At 66.7% G+C, this 15,319-nt stretch carries 18 protein-coding genes; 8 read left to right on the top strand and 10 right to left on the bottom strand.

Going from position 1 to position 15,319, the window contains the following annotated elements; all coding sequences use genetic code 11:
• Nucleotides 1-58: 58 nt before the first annotated feature.
• Both IP69_RS00775 and IP69_RS00770 read left to right on the top strand, forming a co-directional pair.
• Nucleotides 59-319 carry a GlsB/YeaQ/YmgE family stress response membrane protein gene (locus IP69_RS00775; protein ID WP_054140942.1) on the top strand — a complete coding sequence of 87 codons (261 nt, stop codon included), beginning with the start codon at nucleotides 59-61 and terminating at the stop codon, nucleotides 317-319.
• A gap of 30 nt (nucleotides 320-349) precedes the next feature.
• Nucleotides 350-850: a YidB family protein gene (locus tag IP69_RS00770; protein ID WP_248306656.1), complete on the top strand. Its 501-nt coding sequence runs from the start codon at nucleotides 350-352 to the stop codon at nucleotides 848-850.
• 26 nt (nucleotides 851-876) lie between these two features.
• Here the strand turns inward: IP69_RS00770 and IP69_RS00765 are convergent, their stop codons facing one another.
• On the bottom strand, nucleotides 877-2,505 hold the full coding sequence (locus IP69_RS00765) for an acyl-CoA synthetase (RefSeq protein ID WP_054140890.1): 1,629 nt from the start codon (nucleotides 2,503-2,505) through the stop codon (nucleotides 877-879).
• 99 nt (nucleotides 2,506-2,604) lie between these two features.
• The gene (locus tag IP69_RS00760; protein WP_054140940.1) at nucleotides 2,605-3,369 is read right to left on the bottom strand and encodes a sulfite exporter TauE/SafE family protein; all 765 of its coding nucleotides are present in this window, start codon (nucleotides 3,367-3,369) and stop codon (nucleotides 2,605-2,607) included.
• Between the two features lie 178 nt (nucleotides 3,370-3,547).
• Here IP69_RS00760 and IP69_RS00755 point away from each other — a divergent pair, with 178 nt between their 5' ends.
• From IP69_RS00755 to IP69_RS00745, 3 genes are all read left to right on the top strand, one after another.
• Entirely contained in the window at nucleotides 3,548-5,458 is a 1,911-nt protein-coding gene (locus IP69_RS00755; protein ID WP_054140889.1) for a propionyl-CoA synthetase, read from the top strand.
• A 66-nt stretch (nucleotides 5,459-5,524) separates the two neighbouring features.
• On the top strand, nucleotides 5,525-5,800 hold the full coding sequence (locus IP69_RS00750) for a type II toxin-antitoxin system ParD family antitoxin (protein WP_054140888.1): 276 nt from the start codon (nucleotides 5,525-5,527) through the stop codon (nucleotides 5,798-5,800).
• A 17-nt stretch (nucleotides 5,801-5,817) separates the two neighbouring features.
• Entirely contained in the window at nucleotides 5,818-6,090 is a 273-nt protein-coding gene (locus IP69_RS00745) for a type II toxin-antitoxin system RelE/ParE family toxin (protein ID WP_349236283.1), read from the top strand.
• A 26-nt stretch (nucleotides 6,091-6,116) separates the two neighbouring features.
• On the opposite strand, the gene IP69_RS00740 is transcribed toward IP69_RS00745, so the two are convergent.
• Nucleotides 6,117-6,842, bottom strand: coding sequence for a cell cycle transcriptional regulator TrcR (locus tag IP69_RS00740; protein WP_054140886.1), 726 nt, complete (start codon nucleotides 6,840-6,842; stop codon nucleotides 6,117-6,119).
• Nucleotides 6,843-7,091: 249 nt separating this feature from the next.
• On the opposite strand from IP69_RS00740, the gene IP69_RS00735 reads away from it, so the two are divergent.
• Together IP69_RS00735 and IP69_RS00730 are read left to right on the top strand one after the other, a co-directional pair.
• Nucleotides 7,092-7,292: a DUF1192 domain-containing protein gene (locus tag IP69_RS00735; RefSeq protein WP_054140885.1), complete on the top strand. Its 201-nt coding sequence runs from the start codon at nucleotides 7,092-7,094 to the stop codon at nucleotides 7,290-7,292.
• 291 nt (nucleotides 7,293-7,583) lie between these two features.
• Entirely contained in the window at nucleotides 7,584-8,126 is a 543-nt protein-coding gene (locus IP69_RS00730; RefSeq protein ID WP_248306655.1) for a DUF1465 family protein, read from the top strand.
• A 161-nt stretch (nucleotides 8,127-8,287) separates the two neighbouring features.
• Here IP69_RS00730 and rpmE read toward each other — a convergent pair whose 3' ends face one another.
• Entirely contained in the window at nucleotides 8,288-8,524 is a 237-nt protein-coding gene (gene rpmE, locus IP69_RS00725) for a 50S ribosomal protein L31 (protein WP_054140884.1), read from the bottom strand.
• A gap of 198 nt (nucleotides 8,525-8,722) precedes the next feature.
• Here rpmE and IP69_RS00720 point away from each other — a divergent pair, with 198 nt between their 5' ends.
• The gene (locus IP69_RS00720) at nucleotides 8,723-10,453 is read left to right on the top strand and encodes an ABC transporter transmembrane domain-containing protein (RefSeq protein ID WP_054140883.1); all 1,731 of its coding nucleotides are present in this window, start codon (nucleotides 8,723-8,725) and stop codon (nucleotides 10,451-10,453) included.
• 14 nt (nucleotides 10,454-10,467) lie between these two features.
• Here IP69_RS00720 and IP69_RS00715 read toward each other — a convergent pair whose 3' ends face one another.
• The 6 genes from IP69_RS00715 to IP69_RS00690 all read right to left on the bottom strand — a co-directional run bounded on the left by IP69_RS00715 (nucleotide 10,468) and on the right by IP69_RS00690 (nucleotide 15,303).
• Complete coding sequence (locus tag IP69_RS00715) at nucleotides 10,468-10,872, bottom strand: DUF1036 domain-containing protein (RefSeq protein WP_054140882.1); 405 nt, start codon at nucleotides 10,870-10,872, stop codon at nucleotides 10,468-10,470.
• A gap of 105 nt (nucleotides 10,873-10,977) precedes the next feature.
• Complete coding sequence (locus IP69_RS00710; protein WP_054140881.1) at nucleotides 10,978-11,826, bottom strand: DUF1989 domain-containing protein; 849 nt, start codon at nucleotides 11,824-11,826, stop codon at nucleotides 10,978-10,980.
• A gap of 29 nt (nucleotides 11,827-11,855) precedes the next feature.
• Nucleotides 11,856-12,164 carry a c-type cytochrome gene (locus IP69_RS00705; RefSeq protein WP_054140880.1) on the bottom strand — a complete coding sequence of 103 codons (309 nt, stop codon included), beginning with the start codon at nucleotides 12,162-12,164 and terminating at the stop codon, nucleotides 11,856-11,858.
• Between the two features lie 23 nt (nucleotides 12,165-12,187).
• Nucleotides 12,188-13,207 (bottom strand): peptidoglycan -binding protein, encoded by a 1,020-nt coding sequence (locus IP69_RS00700; protein WP_054140879.1) that lies wholly within the window; start codon nucleotides 13,205-13,207, stop codon nucleotides 12,188-12,190.
• A 167-nt stretch (nucleotides 13,208-13,374) separates the two neighbouring features.
• Complete coding sequence (locus IP69_RS00695) at nucleotides 13,375-14,394, bottom strand: hypothetical protein (protein WP_054140878.1); 1,020 nt, start codon at nucleotides 14,392-14,394, stop codon at nucleotides 13,375-13,377.
• 123 nt (nucleotides 14,395-14,517) lie between these two features.
• The gene (locus IP69_RS00690; protein ID WP_054140877.1) at nucleotides 14,518-15,303 is read right to left on the bottom strand and encodes an inositol monophosphatase family protein; all 786 of its coding nucleotides are present in this window, start codon (nucleotides 15,301-15,303) and stop codon (nucleotides 14,518-14,520) included.
• Nucleotides 15,304-15,319: the final 16 nt, after the last annotated feature.

Raw genomic sequence — 15,319 nt, 5'->3', positions numbered from 1 at the left:
ACCTCAGGGCGCCCACTGCATTTCTCCTCGGCATATGGGCGCTGACAGCGAGGACAACATGGGCATTCTTGGAACGATCATCATCGGCTTTCTGGCGGGCATCATCGCCAAATTCCTGACGCCGGGCTCGAACGAGCCGTCCGGCTTCATTCTGACCACCATCCTTGGCATCGTCGGGGCGTTCGTCGCGACCTATCTCGGACAAGCGATGGGCTGGTACGGGCCCGGCGAAGGTGCGGGCCTGATCGGTGCCGTCGTCGGCGCCGTGATCGTCCTTGTCGTCTGGGCGATGTTTTCCAACCGCAGAAGCTCGGTCTGAGCAGCTGTTCCACACGCAGGAGGTTTGGCTGTGAACGATAACGCAAATAGCGCTTTCCCATCACTGACGGCGCTGCTGGGCCTCCTGGCTGTCGCGGGCTATCAGAACCGCGACAAGATCGGCGAGTGGTTGCAGGGCGCGACACGTCCCGATGTCGGGCAGGGGTCGATGGCTGGCACGGCAGGGCAGGGCCAGTCCGGACGCAGCGAAGGCGGCATCCTCGGCAATCTCGGCGGCATGATGGGCGCTGGCGGGATCGGTGGAATGCTGGGCGGAGGGCTCGGAGAACTGATCGACAAGTTCAAGCAGGCTGGCCAGGGCGACAAGGCCGATTCATGGGTCAGGCAGGGTCCCAACGCAGAGGTCGCGCCGCCCGATCTCGAGCAGGCGCTGGGCCCGGAGATGATCGAGACGCTGACGCGTCAGACCGGCCTCTCGCGCGACGAGTTGCTCGCGCGACTGTCCCGCGTGGTGCCGGAGGCGGTCGACAGCGCGACGCCCAATGGCACGCTGACCTACGCCGGTGCCTGATCGGCTACGCAAATAGATGGTGCGGGCTAAAGTGCCCGCGCCATCTCGCGCAGCCTGAATTTCTGGATCTTGCCGGTCGACGTCTTGGGGACTTCGGTGAAGACCACCGTTCTCGGGCATTTGAAGGCGGCGAGGTGATCCCGGCACCAGGCGATGATCTCGGCTTGCGTCGCCGTCTTGCCCGGCTTGAGTTCGATGAAGGCGCAAGGGGTCTCGCCCCATTTCTCGTCGGGCCTGGCGACCACGGCGGCGGTCTGAACGGCCGGATGCTTGAAGAGCGCGTCCTCGACCTCGATCGAGGAGATGTTCTCGCCGCCCGAGATGATGATGTCCTTGGAGCGGTCCTTGAGCTGGATGTAGCCGTCCGGGTAGCGCACCCCGAGATCGCCGGTGTGGAACCAGCCGCCGGTGAAGGCGGCCTCCGTCGATTTCGCGTTCTTGAGATAGCCCTTCATCACGACATTGCCGCGCATCATGACTTCGCCCAGCGTGGCGCCGTCGCGCGGGACGGGCTGCATCGTCTCGGGGTCGAGCACGTCGAGCCCTTCGAGCGCCGGATAGCGCACGCCCTGGCGGGCTTTCAGCGCGGCCTGCTCAGGGGCGGGCAGGGCGTCCCACTCGCCGTTCCAATCGTTGACGACGGCGGGACCGTAGACCTCGGTCAGCCCATAAAGATGCGTCACCTCGAAGCCGGCCTGCTTCATGCCGGCAAGCACAGCCTCCGGCGGGGGGGCGGCCGCGGTGAAGAAGGAAACGGTCTGGGAGAAGGCGCGGCGCTCGTCTTCGGGGGCGTTGATGAGGGCGGACATCACGATCGGCGCGCCGCACAGATGCGTCACGCCATGGTCGGCGAGCGCATCATACATCGCCTTTGCGCGGACCTGGCGCAGGCAGACATGGGTGCCGGCGACGAGCGACAGCGACCAGGGGAAGCACCAGCCATTGCAGTGGAACATCGGCAGCGTCCAGAGATAGACCGGGTGCTTGCCCATATTGCCGGTGATGATGTTCGAGGTCGCCAGCAGGTTGGCGCCGCGATGGTGGTAGACCACGCCCTTGGGGTCGCCCGTCGTGCCGGATGTGTAGTTGAGCGTGATGGCATCCCACTCGTCCGCAGGCATCTGCCAGTCGAAATCCGGATCGCCGGCGGCGATGAAATCCTCGTATTCGACCGTTCCAAGCCGTTCGCCTGGGCCATCATAGACCGGGTCGTCATAGTCGATGACCAAGGGCTTGGCCTTGCACAGCGTCAGCGCCTCTCGAATTGTCTTCGAGAACTCCCGGTCGGTGATCAGGACCTTGGCGTCGCCATGGTCGAGCGAGAACGCGATGATCGCGGCGTCGAGGCGGGTGTTGAGCGTGTTCAGCACGGCGCCGCACATCGGCACGCCATAATGGCATTCGAGCATCGCAGGGGTGTTGGGCAGCATGGCGGCGACGGTGTCGTTCTTGCCGACACCATGGCGGACCAGCGCCGAGGCCAGCCGCCGCGAGCGGGCGTAGAACTCCGCGTAAGAGCGCCGCAGCGGGCCGTGGATGATCGCTGTGTGGTTGGGGAAGACCGAGGCCGCGCGCTCGAGGAAGGGCAAGGGCGTCAGCGGCTGGTGGTTGGCCGGGTTGCGGTCGAGATCGGTGTCGTAGGCGGATGTCGTCATGCGGTGTCCCCTCCCGTTCGGCTTAGCCTCTGCGGGCCTTGTGCGTAATCCATCCCTTTGTCCGATGGTGCGCAAGGGGGCGAGGAGAGCAGGCGCCCCTCAGCCCAGCCAGTGCAGGCCTTTCAGCCCGTCATAGGTCAGCTTCAGCCCGACCAGCAGCAGCAGCGTGTAGATGATCCTGTAAAAGCGCTTCACCGGCACACGGCGCACCAGCCAGACGCCGGCCAACGTCGAGACGATGGCGACGGGGAGCAGCGCCAGCGAGGCGGTGAGGTTGGCGGTCGTGAACTGGCCGAGGGCGATATAGGGCACGACCTTGATGATGTTGATCAGCGCGAAGAACAGGGCGCCGGTGCCGACGAAGACGGCCGGCGGTAGCCGCAGCGGCATGGTGTAGATCTGGTAGGGCGGTCCGCCGGCATGGGCGATCATGCTGGTGAAGCCCGACAGCGCGCCCCAGAAGGTGCCTTGCGGATAGTTCGAGCGCGTCGGCGGCAACTCTGCCTTGCCGCCGGAGACGAGATTGCGCAGCGCGAAGACGACCGAGATCAGCCCGATCGCCAGCACCACGGCGCCATCCGCAACCCGCGCCGCCAGAAGATACCCCGCGAAGATGCCGAGCGCGGCGCCGGGCAGCAGCGTCGCCAGCGTGCGGCGGTCGAAATCGCGGCGATAGGACCAGACGGTCACGACATCCTGCGACATCAGCACCGGCAGCATGATCGCGGCGGCCGTCACCGGGGAGACGACTTGCGCCATCAGCGGCAACGAGAGCAGGCCCAGCCCCGAAAAGCCGCCCTTCGACAGCCCCATCAGGATGACCGCCGGCACCATGGCGGCGAAGAAGGCGGGGTCGAGCAGCATGGTCGGGAGAGGTCCGAAAGGCGAAGGGCGGCGATTGCGCCAGATCAACCGTGGCATCTTCCGAGGCGCGGTAGAAGTTCAAGGGCTCAGGGGCGCCATGTGCGAAAGTCGCTCTCGACGGTGCACGCCGCCTCTGTGAAGGGAAGATCATAAAAACAAGATCTGGGGAGGGCGAACGATGACCGAGGCGGGCCGTTACAAGCAGGTCTATGCGCGCTGGCAGGCCGATCGGGAAGGCTTCTGGGCGGAGGCCGCGCAGGCGATCGACTGGGTGTCGTCGCCGCAGCGGATCTTCGACGCCACGCAGGGCGCCTATGGGCGCTGGTTCCCGGACGCGACCTGCAACACCTGCTTCAACGCGCTCGACCGGCATGTTCGCGACGGGCGCGGCGAGCAGCCGGCGCTGATCCATGACAGCCCGGTGACCGGCACCAAGAGCGTCTACAGCTACGCACAGGTGCTCGACGAGGTCTCGGCGTTGGCCGCCGTGCTGCAGGATCTCGGCGTCGGCAAGGGCGACCGCGTCGTCATCTACATGCCGATGGTGCCGGAGGCCGCCTTCGCCATGCTCGCCTGCGCCCGCATCGGGGCGGTGCATTCGGTGGTGTTCGGCGGCTTTGCGGCCAAGGAACTGGCAACGCGCATCGAGGATGCGACGCCCAGGGTCATCCTGGCGGCGACCTGCGGCATCGAGCCCAGCCGCGTGGTCGCCTACAAGCCGCTGCTCGACGAGGCGATCGCGCTGTCCGCGCACAAGCCCCAGGCCTGCCTGATCCTGCAGCGGCCGCAGGTCGAGGCCTCGATGCATGCGACCCGCGACAGGAACTGGCGCATGCTGGTCGCGGCGGCGAAGGCGCAAGGGCGACGGGCGGACTGCGTCGAGGTCGCGGCGACCGATCCGCTCTATATCCTCTACACATCCGGCACGACGGGCAGGCCCAAGGGCGTGGTGCGCGACAATGGTGGCCACATGGTCGCGCTGAAATGGACCATGGACAACCTCTACGGGGTGAAGCCCGGCGAGGTGATGATCACGGCGTCGGATGTCGGCTGGGTCGTCGGTCACAGCTACATCGTCTATGCGCCGCTGCTGCAGGGCGCGACCTCCGTGCTCTATGAGGGCAAGCCGGTGGGCACGCCCGATGCCGGCGCGTTCTGGCGGCTGATCGCCGAACACAAGGCGGTGGTGCTCTTCACCGCGCCGACCGCATTCCGCGCGATCCGCAAGGAAGATCCCGACGCAACGCTGCTGCCAGCCTATGACCTCTCGCATTTCCGGGCGCTGTTCCTGGCGGGCGAGCGGGCCGATCCGGACACGCTGGTCTGGGCGCAGGACATCCTGAAGGTGCCGGTGATCGACCATTGGTGGCAGACCGAGACCGGCTCGCCAATCGTCGGCAATCCGCTCGGGCTAGAACTGCTCCCCGTGAAGCCGGGCTCCCCGAGTGTGCCGATGCCGGGCTACGATGTGCAATGCGTCGACGAGGGTGGGCGGCCGGTGCCGGCCGGGACGATGGGCGCCATCGTCCTCAAATTGCCCTTGCCGCCCTGCGCCCTGCCGACTTTGTGGCAGGCCGACGCGCGCTTCGTCGAGTCCTATCTCGCAGCCTTCCCGGGCTACTACAACACCTCGGATGCCGGCTTCATCGATGCCGATGGCTATGTCTTCATCATGGGACGCACCGACGACATCATCAATGTCGCCGGCCACCGGCTCTCGACAGGCGGCATGGAAGAGGTGCTGGCCTCGCATCCGGCGGTGGCGGAATGTGCCGTCGTCGGCATCCGCGATGCGATCAAGGGCGAGCAGCCCTGCGGCTTCGTCGTGCTGAAATCGGGCGTGACGCAGAGCCCCGACGCAATCGAGCGCGAGCTGGTGGCGCTGGTGCGCGAGAAAATCGGCCCGGTCGCCGCCTTCCGCCTGGCGCTGACGGTCGGGCGGCTGCCGAAGACGCGCTCCGGCAAGATCCTGCGGGCGACGATGAAGAAGATCGCCGATGGCGAGGATTACGCCGTGCCGGCCACCATCGAGGACCCGGCCGTACTCGATGAGATCGGCGTGGCGCTGAAGGGCAGAGGGCTGGGGTAGGCGCTCGCCCGACGTTGGTTCTTATGCGTTCTTGTGAGGAATTGTGAGTTTTGCTAGGATGCGCGCATGAAACACGATGCCATGCGCCCCCTCACCATTTCGCTCTCGCCCAAGCAGTTGGCGCGGTTGAGCCAGGCCGTCGAGAGCGGCGCCTATGCCTCCAACAGCGAGGTGGTGCGCGACGCGCTGCGCCTCTGGGAGCAGCGCGAGGAAATCCGGGCGCTCGAACTGGCGCGGCTGAAGCAGGCCTATGAGGAGGGGATTGCGAGCGGGGAGCCTGTCGACGGCAAAGAGGCTTTCGCCCGCATTCGCGCTGCTGTCTTTGACACACAAGACGCGTAACGCAGACGGGTTTTCGCATTCTGCCCCGGGCGATGAGCGACATCACATCCATCGCCGCCGGAATCAGTGCAGAAAGCCCTTCCGCCGCCCGCAATTGGCTCGACGCGCTCGACCGCCGCTTCGGCCATCTCGGCGATATGCCAGGCCTGGGGCCGTCACGTCCTGATATCGGTCGGGAGGTGAGGCTGTTCCCGCACGGGCCCTACGTCATTTTATACCGGCCAACGCCCGACGGGGTCGATATCGTCCGTGTCATCCACGGCAAGCGAGACCCGGAGAGCTGGCTCTAGGCGCGGCCCTCCGGAAAACCTCGCGCTCAGCCCTCGTCGTCCTCGTCGACCGGACGCTTCATCTGCTTGAGCTTGGAGAACACCGAATCGACGTCGATCGCGGCCTCTTCCTCGCGCTTGGGCTTGCCCATGTCGGCGAAGGTCTGGCCGATCGGTGCGGATGCAGGCGCGGTGGTTTCTTCCGTCGGCAGCAGGGTCGAGCCGGTCTCGACGATCGCGGCGGGGCGGTCCTTGGCGGCGCGGCCGACCTCGAAGTCCAGATCGATCTGCGAGCACAGACCGAGGCTGACCGGATCGATCGGCGACAGGGTCTGGGCGTTCCAGTGCGTCCGGTCACGGATCTGGGCGATGGTCGACTTGGTGGTGCCGATCAGGCGGATGACCTGGGCGTCCTTCAGCTCGGGATGGTTGCGCAGCAGCCAGAGGATGGCGTTGGGCCGGTCCTGGCGCTTGGAGACCGGCGTGTAGCGCGGGCCCTTGGACTTCTTCATCTCCGGCACCTTCACCTTGCGCTCGGCAAGCTTGAGGTGATGGGCGGGGTTGCCGGCGGCGCGCTCGAGTTCTTCGCGGGTGAGCTGTCCCGAATTGATCGGATCGAGCCCCTTGATGCCGGCGGCGACTTCGCCATCGGCGATGCCGCGCACTTCGAGCGGGTGGAGTTTGCAGAACTCGGCGATCTGCTCGAAGGTCAGGGACGTGTTCTCGACCAGCCAGACCGCGGTGGCCTTCGGCATCAGCGGGGGTAACGACACAGGCTGTCTCCTGAATTTCGAAAGCCGGCGATCGGGGCCGGGTCAACGTCGCGGACAATAGCTCTCGGGCGCCGACCGGCCTTGTCGGCCGGCCATCCACATCATCGACGATGAACAGGATGGCGCGGCTTATAGGCGAGGCGGGCGCCGCTGTCCAAGAAAAAGCACGCTGATCGTGCCACCCGGGCGGCGGTGGCGCGGCGGGGCCATCGAGCTTAAACTCCTGGAGCTGTAGCAACGGAGACCCTGATGGCGCTGTTTTCCGACGATGACCGTCCAAGGCCCAAGCCCGTCCACGAGATCGGGCAGGATCTGTCGATGCTCTCGCTCGCCGAGATCGATCTGCGGGTCGCGGCGCTGCAGGCGGAGATCGAGCGGCTGGCCCGGGCGAGGGAGAAGAAGGCAATCTCTCGCGACGCCGCCGATGCCTTTTTCCGGAAAAACGATTGAAACAGCGGCCGATTCGAAAGGCGTTAAGGGCTGATTAACGATTCCAAAGTATGAATCGAACCGTCCAGATCGTCTGGATGTGAGTGGCTCCTGCCCGCTCTGTTTGACGCCTCCCTGTTGACCTTCGAGCCGCCTCCGGGCGGCTCTTTTTTGCGTTCGGCATCGGCGTTAAGGTTAACCGCACCTTAACAGCGCGGCCCCCCGGCATCGGCGCTATCCTTGCGACATCGACGGCATGAACCGTGGCGCGTGCCATGCGAACACGGTGTTGTGTCGATGGGAGACAGTGCGGTGAACGATCTGGCCATGAACGACCTGCTGCGCGCGCGCGACGCCGAGGACGGCGCAATCTCCTTCACCCGGGGGTTTGTGAAGTCGGATGCCTTCATGGCGCTGTTTCGGGAGGGCATGGGGCTCGTCGAGCAGACCGCGGCCTATCTCGACGGTGAGGGGCGGGCCGATTCGGCTGCGCTGCCGCGGGAGGTGGCGCTGAGCTATGCGACCGAGAGCATGCGGCTGACGACACGGCTGATGCAGATCGCGTCCTGGCTTCTGGTCCAGCGCGCCGTCGCCGAGGGCGAGATGACGGCCGAACAGGCGCGGGCCGAAAACGACAAGGTTCGGATTCCAGAGCCCATCGCGTCCGCCGCGCAGCTTGAGACCGAGCGGCTGCCGCAGGGCCTGCGCGATTTGATGGACCACTCCTTTCGGCTGCAGGTGCGCATCCGCCATCTCGAGGGCCAGATGTCGGGCCAGGTGCCCGTCGCCGACAAGGCCAATCCGGTCCAGGACCAGCTTGCCGGCCTCAAGGCCCGGCTGGGAATGGCTGGCTGAGCAGCAAGACAGCGTCTGGCGGCTCGCGACACGTCGTCACGCCGCCAGGCACAGGCCACGATAAATACATGCCAATCAAAACGGCCCGGTCGAAAGACCGGGCCGTTTTGATTGAGATCAGCGCGGACGAAGGCGCCCGCTGTCAGGTCAAAGCCCGACGATCACTTCTTGCCGAGCGCGCCGATGGCGGAAAAGCGCGAATTGAAGCGCGAAACGCGGCCACCACGGTCGAGCATGTGCTGCGTGCCGCCGGTCCAGGCCGGGTGCGTCGTCGGGTCGATGTCGAGGTTGAGGGTGTCACCCTCCTTGCCCATCGTCGAGCGCGTGAAGTATTCCGTGCCATTGGTCATGACGACCTTGATGGTGTGGTAGTCGGGATGGATGCCGGTCTTGGCCATGGCTAAATCCTCAAACGTCGATAAACGGGCGTGGGCGACTAGCAGGCAAAGCCTGCCCGGCCCGTCGAATAATTCGTAAGAGCCTGTCGTGAAGTCGCGAGCACATATCGTAGCCGCGCCGACAGCGCAAGCAGGACTGGACAAAGACGCGTGGCGGAGTTTCAAAAAGACGCCAAGAAGGCCCGGCCCGATCTTCGCTTGCTGGCTTCCTTCTGGCCTTATGCGCTGAAGAACAAGGGGCGGATCGGACTGGCGCTGCTGGCGCTCGTCGTGGCTTCCGCCGCGACGCTGGCGCTGCCGATGGCGGTGCGCCGGGTGATCGATGTCGGGTTCTCGGCCGGCGAACAGCAACTCGCCAACAGCTATTTCATCCTGCTGATCGGCGTCGTCGCCGTCCTGGCGCTGGCCAGTTCCGCGCGGTTCTATCTGGTGATGACGGTCGGCGAGCGGATCGTGGCTGATCTGCGCGCGGATGTGTTTTCGCATCTGACCCGGCTGGAACCGGCCTTCTTCGATTCCAGCCGGGCCGGCGATCTGGTCTCGCGGCTGACCGCCGACACCACGCAGATCAAGTCGACCTTCGGCTCGACGGCCTCGATCGCGCTGCGCAACGTGATCATGACGATCGGCGCGCTCTCGCTGATGATCGTCACCAGCCCGCAGCTGTCGGCGATCGTGATCGGGGCCATTCCGCTGATCGTGCTGCCGCTGGTGTTTTCCGGCCGCTCCGTGCGCAAGCGCGCCCGCGCGGCGCAGGACCGGCTGGCCGATGCCTCGGCTTTTGCGGCCGAAGCGGTCGGCGCGATCCGCACCATGCAGTCCTTCGGGGCCGCGCGGCAGACGGCGGCGCGGTTCGCATCGGCCTCGGACGAGGCCTATGACGCCTCGCGGGCCGCGACGGCAGGACGCGCGCTTCTGTCGGGCGTTGCGATCTTCCTGGTCAGCGCCAGCGTCGTCTGGGTGCTCTGGACCGGGGCGACCGAGGTGTTCGAAGGCCGCATGACCGGCGGGCGGCTGTCGCAGTTCCTGCTCTATGCGGTGCTGGCAGCCAGTTCGCTGGGGCAGCTCTCCGAGGTTTATGGCGAGATCTCGGCCGCGGCCGGGGCGGCGGGGCGGCTGGGCGAGATCCTGGCGATGAAGCCCGCCATCGCGGCGCCGCCAAACCCCGTGGCGATGCCGCAGCCGCCGCGCGGCGAACTCGCTTTCGAGAACGTCGCCTTCAGCTATCCCAGCCGCAGCGTGGCGGCGTTGTCGCAGCTCAGCTTCACGGTGCGGCCGGGCGAGCGCGTCGCGCTGGTGGGGCCTTCGGGGGCCGGCAAGAGCACGGTGCTGCAGTTGGCGCTGCGCTTCTTCGACCCGGCCTCGGGCCGCGTCGTGGTCGATGGCGTGGCGGCGCCGCAAGCCGACCCCGAGGCCTGGCGAGAGCGCTTCGCCCTGGTGCCGCAGGAGCCGACGGTCTTCGGCGTCTCGGTGCGCGACAACATCGCCTATGGCCGTCCCGATGCATCTCTGGCCGAGGTCGAGGAGGCGGCACGGCTGGCGGCGGCCGATGGATTCATCCGGGCGTTGCCGCAGGGCTACGACACGATCGTCGGCGAGCGCGGCGTGACGCTGTCGGGCGGGCAGCGCCAGCGGCTGGCGATCGCGCGCGCGGTCCTCAAGGACGCGCCGATCCTGCTGCTCGACGAGGCGACGAGCGCGCTCGATTCCGAAAGCGAGCGCGCCGTGCAGAACGCGCTCGACGCGCTGATGAAAGGCCGCACCACGCTGGTCGTGGCGCATCGCCTCGCGACCATCCTCTCTGCCGACCGCATCCTTGTGATGGAGGACGGCTGCGTCGTCGAGGAGGGCACCCATGCCGAGCTCAAGGCGCGGGGCGGGCTCTATGCGCGGCTGGCGGCGCTGCAGTTCGGGCTGGAGGCGGCTTGAGCGGCGCCTCGCGATCAGGAGTTCAGGTTGATCGTGTACTTGCCGGCGTTCGGCACGGTGCCCTTGAAGCCGACGCTGCGTTCGCCCGAGGCGCAGGTGCCGCCGACGATCTCGCGGGTGATCGCGCGGGAGGGCACGCAGAAGGTCTTGTCGACGCCGGATTTGGCGGGCCAGTGGACTGTCCGGCCCTCCTTCTCCGCATAATAATAGAACAGAGCGGTGTTCCAGCGGGCGACGCTCTTGCAGCCTCCGGCGGGAATGGTCTGCCAGGCGGTCAGCGTCCATTTCTTGGTCGCCTGGGGGACATGCGCCAGCGCGGTGAAGATCTTCGAGCCGGTCTTATTGCAGAAGACGATTTCGCTCTGCTGCTGGGCGACAACCGGCGTGCCGATCGACATCACGGCGGCGAACGCCGCCAAGCCTGCTATCCGCATTCTGCTTCCCCCCGGAAACCGGTATCCTGCCCGCACGATTTTTTCTCTTCCGTAAGGGCAGGTTTGTCAAACAACGCCTTCTGTCGGGCGTCACCGGCCATGCGTGCGCGGATAGGCGCTGGGCTCCGGCGAGGTCCAGCCGGCCAGCAGCGCCGGCTCGGTGCGATAGATTTCGACCTTGAGAGGGTAGCAGGCGGCGACATCGCTGGAATGGGTCGTGCTGCAATCGCCGCCGGGACAGGCCGAGAGCGCGCCGATGAGGTCGATCTCGGCGAAGAACTCGATGTAGTCGCCCGGGCGCACCGGGCTCGCCTTCATGAAATATTGATGCGTGTCGCGGGTGAAGCCGGTGCACATGAAAACGTTGAGCACGTCGTGGACATGCATCTCGGCCTCCTTCACCGGCATCCCCTTCGCCTTGGCCAGCGCGCGGGTCAGGTTGGAATGGCAGCAATGATGGTAATCGCCGCCCGACAACAGGCGGTTGGTGTAGGGGTCGCAACGCGTGCCGATGACGTCATGGATGCCGCCACCATCGGCGTCGAAGCCGTACCAGGCCAGCGTGTCATGCGTGATCGTGGCCAGGGGCCGCAAGGCCGGCAGGCTGCTCCAGAGCCGGTCGCCGGTCGAGACATGGGTCGCGTGGAGCTGGCGGGTCTTGCCGCTGAAGAACCGCTCCGAGAGGTCGTGCGCGTTCCAGAGGTTGAGATCGCCGACCTGCGGGCCGTCGACGCCGATGATCCGAAAGAAGTGGCCGCCAGGGACCGCGAAGGCCTCGGCGTCACGCGGCGCGACCAGGGTCTCGTCGATCTTCGTCAGCTGCTGCCGGGCCCGCGTCAGCATCGCCATGTCGGGTTTGGGCAGGGCCTCAACAGGATAGCAGACCGTCAGGGGTCTGGCGCGGCGCTGCGCGGCGTCGGCGGGCTCGGCTGTCGACATGGTGCTTTCGTCCCCCGGTCGGCGTCAGTTCAGCGCGGCGGCAGAGCCGCGTAATAGGCGGCGAGCGCCGCGATCTCCTCGACGCTCATATTGCGCGCCATGTAGCGCATCTCCTTATGGACACGCTTGCCGGAGCGGAACGCCATCATCTGGTTGAACAGGTAGCGCTCGTTCTGGCCGGCGAGATGGGGCACCTCGGTGTCGCGCGCGATGCCGTCCACACCGTGGCAGGCGGCGCAGTTCTCGACGGTCGTGGCGCGTGGTTCGGCCATCGCGGGCCCGCCGGCGAGCGTGGCGAGGGCTAGCGCCAGCAGACCGGCCCCGCGCGGGCGAAACATGCAAACGTGTCCGATGGGATGCCTCACCGCTCGGTGATCTTGAACTCGATGCGGCGGTTGCGGCGCCAGGCATCGTCGGTGTTGGCGACGTCGAGGGGCTGGTTGTCGCCGAAGCCGGTCGCGGCGATGCGGTCTGCCGGGATGCCCTTGGTGACGAGGTACTCGACGACGGCGATGGCGCGGCCGGCGGAGAGATGCCAGTTGGTCGGGTACAGCGGGTTGTTGCGGATCGGTCTGTTGTCGGTGTGACCGTCGACGCGCAGGATCCAGGGAATGTCCGGCGGCATCTCGCGGCCGAGATCGGCGATGATGGCGCCGAGCTTGTCGAGTTCGCCGCGTCCATCGGCCTTCAGCACGGCCTGGCCGGCGTCGAAGAAGACTTCGGACTGGAAGACGAAGCGGTCGCCGACGACGCGGATGTCGGGCCTGGTGCCGAGCACCTGACGCAGGCGGCCGAAGAAGTCCGAACGGTAGCGGGCGAGTTCCTGCACGCGCTGGGCCATCGCCACGTTCAGGCGCGATCCGAGTTCGGAGATGCGGGCCTGCGATTCCTTGTCCTTGGCCTCGGAGGCGCCAAGCGCCTCCTCCAGAGCGGCGAGCTGGCGGCGCATCGCGACGATCTGCTGGTTGACCATCTCCACCGTGGCCTGGGCACGGGCGGAGAGCTGCTTTTCGGCTTCGAGCGCCTTCTGGGCCTCGGTGAGCTGGGCCGGCGCATTGCTCGCCTGGGAACTCAGCATGTCCTGGATGCGGCCGCGCTCGGCCTGTTCGCGGGTCAGGGAGGATTGCAGGAGCTGCAGGCTTTCCTGAGCCTGGCGGTTGGAGGAGCGCTCAAGGGCCAGCAGATCGGTGAGCTCCGAGATCTGGCGGTTCAGCCGATCGAGCGCGGTGTCCTTGCCGGTCAGCTCCTGCGACAGGAAGAACTGGCCGAGCACGAAAACCGAGAGCAGGAAGACGATGCCGATCAGCATCGTCGAGAGCGCATCGACGAAGCCCGGCCAGAAATTGACCTCGTCGCGGCGGTGGGAGCGGGAGAGGGCCATGGTGTTTCCTCCCTCCTAGAACTGTTGCCGGGTCAAACGCGTTGTCATCCCGGGCGGAGCGAAGCGCAGACCCGGGATCCATGCCTGAACCGTTCCGGAATAGATCCCGGGTCTCCCTGCGGTCGCCCGGGATGACGGCGCCGTCATGGCAAGTTTGAGGAGCGCCATCACGGCTCCATCACATTGTCGGCGGTGAGGCGCTCCAGCAGCCGCTTCAGATCCTTCTCGCGCCCGGCCTGCGCCTCGACCCAGTCGCGGATGAGCTGCTGCTCCGAGCGCATGTGCTGGACGAGGCCCTGGATGCCCTCAGCCAGGCTGGCCAGCGCCTGGGTCGCGGCGCGGTTGTTGGCGCCGCTCTCGGCCATGGCGGCGCCGAGCCGGTCGAGACGGTCGGAAAGCGGGTCGCCCGTCAGGGGCTGGAGCCCGCCCAGCGGCGCGGCGCCGGCGATGGCAGTGCGGGTGCCGAGCCAGCTTTCGATCTCGTTGCGGAAGCGGCGCTGGGCCTGGGCGACCTGCAATTCGAGAAATCCGAGGATCAGAGAGCCCGCGATGCCGAAGAGCGAGGATGAAAACGACAGGCCCATGCCGGCGAGCGGGGCGGCGAGGCCGGCCTTGAGCTCGTCGAACAGCACGCCGGCCTCGGCGCCGGTGCGCAGGCTCTTGATGACGTTGCCGACGGAGGAGACCGTGTCGAGCAGGCCCCAGAAGGTGCCAAGCAGTCCCAGGAAGACCAGGAGCCCTCCGAGATAGCGCAGCACCTCGCGGCCGTCGTCGAGCCTGACCGCGATCGATTCCAGCACGCTCGCGGCCTGGGATGGCGCAAGGCTGTGGCTGTCGAGCGCCGACAGGACGGGGCTCAGCGGTGCGATGACCGCGCCGCGCCTGATCTGTGCCTGACCGGGATCGACGGCCAGGCGTGTCGCGGCGCGCGCCTCGGAATGGATACGCCAGAGTTCGCGCAGGGCAATCAGCACGCCGACGAAGAGCGAGCCGAGGATCAGGCCGTTCAGGCCCGGATTGGTCATGAAGGCGGTGATCAGCCCGGCCTGCAGGATGAAGCCGAGGAAGCCGATCAGCGCCAGAAAGACGACCGCGCGAATGACGTAGCGCAGGGGCCGCGAGAAGCGTGCCTCCTCCCGAGCGGGCGCGGCCGTCTCTCTCCCGGCCGCAAAATCCACATTCGCCATGCTTCGTCTTCCGTTCGCCATCGTGCCGCAGGGGGACTGTCGCTTTCCCTGCCGCGATGATCAAGCGCGAAAGATCAAAGAGATATGACGCGGTGGCGACCTGTTGCTGCGGTGCGGCGCGCTTCAGGCCGTCTTGAGCGCGGCTCGCAGGGCCGGCTCGCCGATCTCGTTGCCGCAGATGACGTCGCGCGCCATGGTCGGCTGCTTGCCGTCGAGCGTGCCGAAGGTGCCGCCGGCCTCGCGGATCATCACCGCGCCCGCCGCGAAATCCCAGGTGTTGAGATCGCGCTCCCACCAGGCGTCGAAGCGGCCCGCAGCGACATAGGCGATGTCGAGCGCGGCGCAACCCATGCGTCGAACGTTGGAGAAGCGCGTCATGACCGCGCCGAGCTCACGCAGGAAGAGCGGATGGCCGCCCTTGCCGATATGCGGCACGCCCATGCCGATCAGCATCTCGGTCGGCTCGCGGCGGCCCGAGACGCGCATGCGGCGGTTGTTGACATAGGCGCCCTTGCCCTTCTCGGCGATGAAGAGCTCGTCCTTGGCGGCATCGTAGATCACGCCGGCGATGAACTGGTTGTCGCGCTCCAGCGCCACCGAAATGTTCCAGTGCGGGATGCCGCGCAGGAAGTTGTGGGTGCCGTCGAGCGGGTCGATATGCCAGCGGTTGCTCTCGTCGGTGCCGGCGACCGCGCCGGCCTCCTCCATGACGAAGCCATAGCCGGGGCGCGCCTTCTCCAGTGCGGCGCGGATGATCTCCTCGGCCTTGGTGTCGGCCTTGGAAACGAAGTCGCCCGGGCCCTTGGCGAGGACCTGCAGGTTCTCGACCTCGCCGAAATCGCGCTTGAGCGAGCGGGACGCCTTCATCACGGCGTCGGTCATCACGGTCATCAGGGGAGAGCGGATCATCAAAAACCTCGTTCGC

The organism is Allobosea sp. AAP35 (genome assembly GCF_001295925.1).
Lineage (GTDB): Bacteria > Pseudomonadota > Alphaproteobacteria > Rhizobiales > Beijerinckiaceae > Allobosea.
This window is presented reverse-complemented; position numbering and strand designations above follow the sequence as displayed.

Coding starts and splice junctions, on each gene's coding strand:
- IP69_RS00775 (WP_054140942.1), top strand. CDS start 59: ATGGGCATTCTTGGAACGATCATCATCGGCTTTCTGGCGGGCATCATC.
- IP69_RS00765 (WP_054140890.1), bottom strand. CDS start 2,505: ATGACGACATCCGCCTACGACACCGATCTCGACCGCAACCCGGCCAAC.
- IP69_RS00760 (WP_054140940.1), bottom strand. CDS start 3,369: ATGCTGCTCGACCCCGCCTTCTTCGCCGCCATGGTGCCGGCGGTCATC.
- IP69_RS00755 (WP_054140889.1), top strand. CDS start 3,548: ATGACCGAGGCGGGCCGTTACAAGCAGGTCTATGCGCGCTGGCAGGCC.
- IP69_RS00750 (WP_054140888.1), top strand. CDS start 5,525: ATGAAACACGATGCCATGCGCCCCCTCACCATTTCGCTCTCGCCCAAG.
- IP69_RS00735 (WP_054140885.1), top strand. CDS start 7,092: ATGGCGCTGTTTTCCGACGATGACCGTCCAAGGCCCAAGCCCGTCCAC.
- rpmE (WP_054140884.1), bottom strand. CDS start 8,524: ATGGCCAAGACCGGCATCCATCCCGACTACCACACCATCAAGGTCGTC.
- IP69_RS00710 (WP_054140881.1), bottom strand. CDS start 11,826: ATGTCGACAGCCGAGCCCGCCGACGCCGCGCAGCGCCGCGCCAGACCC.
- IP69_RS00705 (WP_054140880.1), bottom strand. CDS start 12,164: ATGTTTCGCCCGCGCGGGGCCGGTCTGCTGGCGCTAGCCCTCGCCACG.
- IP69_RS00700 (WP_054140879.1), bottom strand. CDS start 13,207: ATGGCCCTCTCCCGCTCCCACCGCCGCGACGAGGTCAATTTCTGGCCG.
- IP69_RS00695 (WP_054140878.1), bottom strand. CDS start 14,394: ATGGCGAATGTGGATTTTGCGGCCGGGAGAGAGACGGCCGCGCCCGCT.
- IP69_RS00690 (WP_054140877.1), bottom strand. CDS start 15,303: ATGATCCGCTCTCCCCTGATGACCGTGATGACCGACGCCGTGATGAAG.